This window comes from Buttiauxella izardii (genome assembly GCF_003601925.1).
Classification (GTDB): domain Bacteria; phylum Pseudomonadota; class Gammaproteobacteria; order Enterobacterales; family Enterobacteriaceae; genus Buttiauxella; species Buttiauxella izardii.
In genome coordinates, this window is record NZ_QZWH01000031.1 from 76,183 (window position 1) to 83,857 (window position 7,675).

Annotated in this window: 6 protein-coding genes; 4 read left to right on the forward strand and 2 right to left on the reverse strand. The window is 51.0% G+C overall.

Annotated elements, in window-relative coordinates:
* Positions 1-39 precede the first annotated feature (39 nt).
* Together D6029_RS14480 and yebS are read right to left on the reverse strand one after the other, a co-directional pair.
* Positions 40-2,673, reverse strand: a complete 2,634-nt coding sequence (locus D6029_RS14480) for a PqiB family protein (protein WP_120065429.1) — start codon at positions 2,671-2,673, stop codon at positions 40-42.
* Positions 2,642-3,886 carry a membrane integrity lipid transport subunit YebS gene (yebS, locus tag D6029_RS14485; RefSeq protein ID WP_120065430.1) on the reverse strand — a complete coding sequence of 415 codons (1,245 nt, stop codon included), beginning with the start codon at positions 3,884-3,886 and terminating at the stop codon, positions 2,642-2,644. The genes D6029_RS14480 and yebS overlap by 32 nt, the downstream gene beginning before the upstream one ends.
* A 173-nt stretch (positions 3,887-4,059) precedes the next feature.
* Between yebS and D6029_RS14490 the strand changes: the two genes are divergently transcribed.
* The 4 genes from D6029_RS14490 to D6029_RS22675 form a co-directional block, all read left to right on the forward strand.
* Positions 4,060-4,548, forward strand: coding sequence for a GAF domain-containing protein (locus tag D6029_RS14490; protein ID WP_120065431.1), 489 nt, complete (start codon positions 4,060-4,062; stop codon positions 4,546-4,548).
* A gap of 104 nt (positions 4,549-4,652) precedes the next feature.
* On the forward strand, positions 4,653-5,333 hold the full coding sequence (proQ, locus tag D6029_RS14495; RefSeq protein ID WP_120065432.1) for an RNA chaperone ProQ: 681 nt from the start codon (positions 4,653-4,655) through the stop codon (positions 5,331-5,333).
* Between the two features lie 20 nt (positions 5,334-5,353).
* On the forward strand, positions 5,354-7,402 hold the full coding sequence (gene prc / locus D6029_RS14500) for a carboxy terminal-processing peptidase (RefSeq protein ID WP_120065433.1): 2,049 nt from the start codon (positions 5,354-5,356) through the stop codon (positions 7,400-7,402).
* 194 nt (positions 7,403-7,596) lie between these two features.
* A partial coding sequence (locus D6029_RS22675; RefSeq protein WP_244212414.1) for a hypothetical protein occupies positions 7,597-7,675 on the forward strand: 79 nt, incomplete at its 3' end.

Here is a 7,675-nt window from a genome sequence, read left to right on the forward strand (position 1 = left end):
GTAGCACAAACGCCCCGGTGAACCACCGGGGCGCGGGTATTAACGCGGCAGCGCTGTACCCCATTGACGCCATTCTTTCGGCTCACTTTCCTCTAACAAGAAGTGTTTACCCGTTTCAGCTTTCGGTGCCAGCGGTGTTCCTGGCGGGGTTGCGAAGGCAATACCGCCACGAATGAACTGGTTGAAGGTGCCGGTTTTCACCACGCCTCCGGTCAGACCAAAATCAAGGCTGTAACCCGACGCCAGCCAGAATACTGAGCTGTCGCGCACCAGATGCTGGAAGCGTTTACTGATACGTAATCCGACCATCACGCGGTCAGACAGATTACCCAGCGTTAAACCGGTGACCGTACCCACTTCTACACCACGGAACAGGACCGGAGTGCCGATGTTTAACGATCCGGCTTCCGGAACTTCCAGCACGATGCTCAGGCCATCAGAATAACGGGAGTCGGTTATCGTCGCTTCTTGCAATTCAAAATCACGGCGCGCGGGGCCACGGCCCGGTTCAACGTTGATATACGGCTGAAGAATGGTGTCGAGGTGATCCACGCCTGCTGCGGAAATCTGCGGTGTCACGACCGAGAAACGAGTGCCGCCGCGAGCAAATGTTTGCACAAACTCAGGATACAGCACCGCCTTGGCTTCGACTTCGCTGCGTGAGGCCGTCAGATTGAGCGACTCAAGCTGCCCAATGTCGATTCCCAGATAGCGAATTGGCATTCCTGCTGAGAGTTTGCCCGCATCAAAAGTATGCAGGGTGATCTGGCTACCTACGGCGCGAGCGGCAGTTTCAGAAGCGTATAACATCCGTTTGTCGCCTTTTTTAAGGCCGACGCTGGCACCGGATAAGTTATCAAAACTGATTGCGCCTTTCAGGGCACGAGAAAGCGGGGCGGCTTGCACGGTCAGGCCGCTGCCGTTAAGTTGCACGCGCGCACCACCTTCTGCCCAGAACACGCTGTTGGAGGTCAACAGGCTGCGATATTCCGGTTTGATATTCACATCAATATCAAAACTGTTGGCGCGAGGGCGAACACTGATAATTTCCCCGACCTGGAATTTACGGTACAGCACCACAGAACCGGTCTGGATGTCCGGAAGGGTGGATGCGGTCAGCGTTAATGTGGTGGTTGGTAAATCACTCAGGCTATTTTCAACGGCTTTTTCCAGGTTGGCATACAGCGGATAACTCTTTTTCATCTCGCCTTTGTTGCCTGGAATAATTCGCACGCCGCCGTTCACCCATTCGCTGGCGCTGGCACCTAAAAACTCAACGCCATCAATACCGACTTTGACGTCGACTCGGCTGTTAACAACAAATTTGCTGTCGCCTAGTACTAACTTGCGATATTCCGGTTCAATCGCTGCTGAGAAACTCACCCCTTTTGCTGATAGCGTGCGCTCGAGAATTTGACCCACTTGCACACCATGCAAAATAATCGGCTGGCCCGCATCGATGCCGTAGCTTTCTGGTGCGGTCAGGTTGAGCGTCAGGACATCAGGCTGCTGCAGCGGTGTTTTATCGCTTGGGAAAACCACGAAATGGTTCTGTGGCTCGCCTTCGCCTGGAACCAGTTCAAAGGTACTGCCGGTTAAGAGGCTGCTGAGATTAGGGTTACTGAAGGAGATTTTAGGGCTACGCAATTCAATGCGTGTGCCGCTGCGCATTAAATTGACCACGCTTGGATCGACGGTCATTTGCCCCGTCACCGTGCTGCCCGGGTTCAGGTTTAACTTGGTTAGCGTACCGACTTCAAGACCTTGATACATCAGTGCAGTTGAGCCTGCTTTTAGGCCGCTGCCGCTTGGTAAATCAAGATCGATGATCACGCCTCGCTGGCTGTGTGCCAGGTCTTCGTATAATCCGAACTCATCATCAGCTTTGGCTTCCGCAGAGTTTTCTGGTGAGTCAAAGGCAATCGCGCCATTAACCAACGCCGCCAGACTTTCCAGTTGCACTTGTGCGCCGGAGAGACTGACGTTGGCTTTAACACCCGAGACATTCCAGAACCGACTGCCTTTTTTCACGAGCTTGGCAAAACGGCGATCAACCAGTACATCAATCGTGACGCCCTGGTTGTTGTTATTGATGGTGTAGTCATACACCCGACCAACTGGAATTTTACGGTAATAGACCAGTGAACCGCTGTTCAGCGATCCTAAATCCGGCGCGTGAAGATGAATCATCAGCTCGCCGTTGTTGAGGCGATACTTCGGTTGGGTGTCGAGTGCGGTGAAATGATCGTTAGGCTCACCTTTACCGGGCATCATGCCGATATAGTTGCCGCCAACCAGCGCGTCCAGCCCGGAGACACCCGCCAGTGAAGCTTTTGGCGTCACCAACCAAAACTGGGTATCTTCACGAAGCGCGTCTTTCATATCGCTTTTGATACTGACTTTCACTTCGATTTTACGCAGATCTTTGCTGAGACTGACGCTCTGCACCGTACCGACCTCAACGCCCTGATAACGCACAGGCGTGCGCCCGGCAACGATGCCGTCAGCCGATATAAAATCAATGGTCGCAGTCGTGCCGCGTTCTTCCCAGGTCGTCCACATCAGCCAACTGGCAATCATCAATGCGATAATTGGCAATAACCAGAAGGGCGAAATACGGCGTTTAGTTTTAATTCGCGCTTCAGTCGGTGAAGCGGGCATTTCCTGACTCATGTGCGTCCCAAAGTAGTCGGCTATCCAGCCATTCGACAGCAAGAATAGTTAAAATAACCGCCGCGCCAAAGTAAAACGCAGCGGGTCCCATAGTAAATGCCAATAGCTGATCGCGATTAACCAGCGACATAGTCAGTGAAATAACAAAGAGGTCGAGAATAGACCAACGGCCAATCCAGGTAATAAAGCGTAGCAGTGTTATCCGCGTCTTAAGCCCTTTCTCACATTTAAAATGTATGCTCACCAGCAATGAAATCAGCACGATAACTTTAGTAAACGGCACTAGAATACTGGCGATGAAAACCACCGCTGCGACCGCCACATTACTGCTGGCGAGGGACAGAATACCGGAAAGAATCGTATCTTCCTGGCGCGAACCATTGACGTAAAGTATTGATATAGGGAGTAAGTTCGCGGGCAGTAAGAAGACTAATGAGCCGATTAACGCCGCCCAGGATTTTTGCAGGCTATGGCGACGGCGTTCTCGCAACGGCACATGGCAGCGTGGGCAACGCCCGCGATTATCCGGCACACCAGTGAAATGGCAGCCCAGACACACGCGAAGCTGCGGGTTCCATGCGCGGGGTGGCCTTTGCGGGTAAAAGCGCGACCACAGCTGTTCCATATTCAAATGAATCAGGGTCAACAGGCTCAGTATCACCAGTGCGATAAACGCCACCAGGCCAACGCCCGGCTGGATAAACGCAAACTCGCGTACCTTTATGCAAGCCACACCGATGGCGACCAGATAAATATCCAACATCACCCACTCTTTGAGCTTCTCCAGCATCAGCAATACCGGGCGCAGATTCATGCCCAAAATATGACCAAAATAGAGATAGGCGATACCGGCAACCAGCGTGGCAGGCGCACCGACGGCACAGAACATCACCATTGCCGCCGTAAGCGGGTCGCCCTGGCTGGTCATCTGCCAGATGCCCTGGAAAAGGTTGGCGTCAATGCGCGTGCCTAATAAATAGATGCGCACCAACGGCTCGGAAAAAGCGACCGGCATGAGCAGTAGCATAGCCACCGCCATGGCTGCCAGGCGGGTTAATGACCAGTCGCGTCCATGGTAAACTTTGGCATCACAGCGCGGGCAATAAGCGCTCTGGGATGATTTAACCAACGGTAACGAGAAAAGTGTATCGCATTGGGGGCAACGCTGATAACGTGCCTGCGGTACAGCATGGCTAATGGCGTGTATTTTCATGTGTCATCGTAAGCAGGGAATACCGTTGGCGCATGGGGGGTATCTCAATGGGTTATGAAATATTCGTTAAGCGTATATTAATTCATGGAATGATACACCTTGTGGCATAACGCATTTAATGCTTATTTTACTATGCTATGCAGTTGAGTAAGACAACATACTATGGTCAATCAATGAACAAAGAACAATTTTACGCGGACTTGAACCGCGATTTCAGTGCGTTAATGGCAGGTGAAACAAGCTTTCTGGCAACGTTGGCAAATACCAGCGCATTGCTGTTTGAACGTCTTGAAGGTGTCAACTGGGCAGGTTTCTATTTATTAGAAGGCGACACTCTGGTGCTCGGTCCATTCCAGGGGAAAATCGCCTGTGTGCGCATTCCTGTTGGAAAAGGTGTTTGCGGTACAGCGGTCTCCACTAATAGCATTCAGCGCGTTGAAGACGTGCATGCCTTTGATGGCCACATCGCCTGTGACGCGGCCAGTAACTCCGAAATCGTCCTTCCATTGACAGTCAATGGTGAGGTGATTGGGGTTCTGGACATTGATAGCACTGAGTTTGGGCGCTTTACCCCTGAAGACCAACTCGGCTTATCTCAACTGGTAACGCAGCTTTCGCTGGTGCTTGCCGACACGGATTTTAAAAAATTCTTCACTCGTTAGCATGATAAACAACGGATAACGTGGCATTTGCTGATAGCGTCATTATAATGTCGCCTGTTCATGCCTGCGGATTGTTGGCAACTCCGTTGTAATCAGGAAATTTCATGGAAAATCAACCTAAGTTGAATAGTAGCAAAGAAGTCATCGCCTTTTTGGCAGAGCGTTTCCCACAGTGCTTTAGCGCTGAAGGTGAAGCCCGCCCCCTGAAGATTGGTATCTTCCAGGATTTAGTCGCGCGCGTTGAAGGGGAGATGAGCCTCAGTAAAACTCAACTTCGTTCCGCGTTACGTCTTTATACTTCAAGCTGGCGTTACCTGTACGGTATCAAAGTCGGCGCGACCCGTGTTGATCTCGACGGTAACCCTTGTGGTGAACTCGATGAGCAGCACGTTGAGCATGCTCGTAAGCAGCTTGAAGAAGCAAAAGCTCGTGTTCAAGCACAGCGCGCAGAACAGGCAGCGAAAAAACGCGAAGCCGCTATCGCTAACGGTGAAACCGTTGCTGATAAGCCTCGTCGTGATCGCAAACCGCGTCCTGCACCGCGCCGTCCTGAAGCTACAGAGCGTAAACCACGTGTAGAAAAACCGGCTCCTCAAGCTCCGCTCGAAGAAAAACGCACTCCGGTTACGGACATTTCTGCTTTGCAGGTGGGTCAGGCAATCAAAGTCAAAGCGGGTAATAACGCGATGGATGCCACCGTACTGGAAATTACCAAAGATGGCGTCCGTGTACAGCTGACTTCTGGTATGGCAATGATCGTACGCGCAGAACACTTGCTGTTCTGAAACGGAGGCCAGACCCGGGCATGAACAAACTCTTTAAGCGTACGGCAGTCGCTAGTCTGTTGTTTCTTGCAGGTAGCGCACTGGCCGTCGAAAACATCACGCGTGCTGATCAAATCCCGCAGTTAAAGGAAGAGACTCAGCACGCTACAGTGAGTGAGCGTGTGACATCACGCTTTACTCGCTCGCATTACCGTCAGTTTGACCTGGATGAAAATTTTTCCGCAAAAATTTTCGATCGCTATCTAAACCTTCTCGACTATAGCCACAACGTGCTGCTTGCTAGCGACGTTGAGCAATTTGTGTCGCGGAAAAAGTTGATTGGCGATGAATTGCGCACCGGCAAACTGGACGTCTTTTACGATCTCTATAATCTGGCCCAGAAGCGTCGTTTTGAACGTTATCAATACGCATTGAAAGTGCTGGAAAAGCCAATGGACTTCACGGGTAACGACACCTTCAACGTGGATCGCAGCAAATCGCCGTGGCCTGTAAGCGTTGCAGAGTTAAATACCCTGTGGGACAGCAAAGTTAAGTTTGATGAACTGAGCCTGAAGCTGACCGGTAAAACCGATCAGGAAATTCGTGAAACGCTGACTAAGCGTTATCAGTTCGCGATTCGCCGTCTGGCTCAGTCCAACAGCGAAGATGTTTTCTCCCTGGCAATGACTGCCTTCGCCCACGAAATCGATCCTCACACCAACTATTTGTCGCCGCGTAATACGGAACAATTCAATACCGAAATGAGTTTATCTCTGGAAGGTATTGGTGCCGTGCTGCAAATGGACGATGACTACACGGTGATTAACTCGATGGTTGCGGGTGGCCCGGCTGCGAAAAGCAAAGCGATTACCGTAGGTGACCGCATTGTTGGCGTAGGCCAAACCGGTAAAGGGATGGTCGATGTGATTGGCTGGCGTCTTGATGACGTTGTTGCGCTGATCAAAGGGCCAAAGGGCAGCAAAGTTCGTCTGGAAATCTTGCCTGCAGGCAAGGGCACCAAAACGCGCATCGTGACCTTAACGCGTGAACGCATTCGTCTTGAAGACCGTGCAGTTAAACTGACAATTAAAACGGTCGGCAAAGACAAAGTGGGCGTGCTGGATATTCCTGGTTTCTACGTTGGTTTGACGGATGACGTCAAAGTCCAGTTGCAGAAAATGGAAAAACAGAACGTGAAGAGCGTGATTATCGATTTACGTTCCAACGGTGGCGGCGCATTAACCGAAGCTGTTTCACTTTCTGGCTTGTTTATCCCTGGCGGCCCAGTTGTTCAGGTTCGTGATAACAACGGCAAAGTACGCGAAGACAGTGATACTGACGGCGTTGTGTATTACAAAGGCCCGCTGGTGGTGATGGTTGACCGTTTCAGTGCTTCTGCATCTGAAATCTTCGCTGCGGCAATGCAGGATTATGGTCGTGCGTTGATTGTGGGTGAACCGACATTCGGTAAAGGCACTGTTCAGCAATACCGTTCCCTGAACCGTATCTACGATCAGATGTTGCGCCCGGAATGGCCAGCATTAGGCTCAGTGCAATACACCATTCAGAAGTTCTACCGCATCAACGGCGGCAGTACTCAGCGTAAAGGTGTTACGCCTGATGTCATGATGCCAACGGGTACTGAAGAGACAGAAACCGGCGAGAAGTTTGAAGACAATGCACTCCCTTGGGACAGCATTAACGCCGCGACTTACGTTAAGTCTGGCGACCTGTCTTCGTTTGAGCCGCAACTGCTTAAACTGCATCAGGACCGAATTGCAGCCGATCCAGAGTTCCAGTACATCATGAAGGACATTGCTCGCTTCAATGCCCTGAAAGAGAAGCGCAATATTGTTTCCCTGAATCTTGCTCAGCGTGAAAAAGAAAACCAGGAAGATGATGCCACGCGACTGGCTCGTATTAACGATCGCTACAAGCGCGAAGGCAAACCGCCGTTGAAGAAACTGGACGATTTGCCAAAGGATTATCAAGAACCCGATCCGTATCTTGATGAAACGGTGCACATTGCGCTGGACCTTGCGAAAATGCAGCAAGATAAGCCAGCGGAGCAACCGGCTCCCGCTAAGTAACTCCCCAACGGGCACAAAATTTTGTGCCCGTTTTTTTTACCTCTATCAAGCCGCGTAAAATCAACCTCTTCCTCAATGTAAAGTTATGTATTATTAACCACTTGGACACGATGAATGCTTGAAAATGGCAAGCTTGCCCCTACGATGTGGGGTAACGCAGAATGCGTATGTTTAACCGAGGTAAAAAGAAAATTATGATGCGTATCGGGCTTTTCCTGTTGACCAACCTTGCAGTCATGGTCGTATTCGGGCTAGTGCTAAGCCTGACGGGGA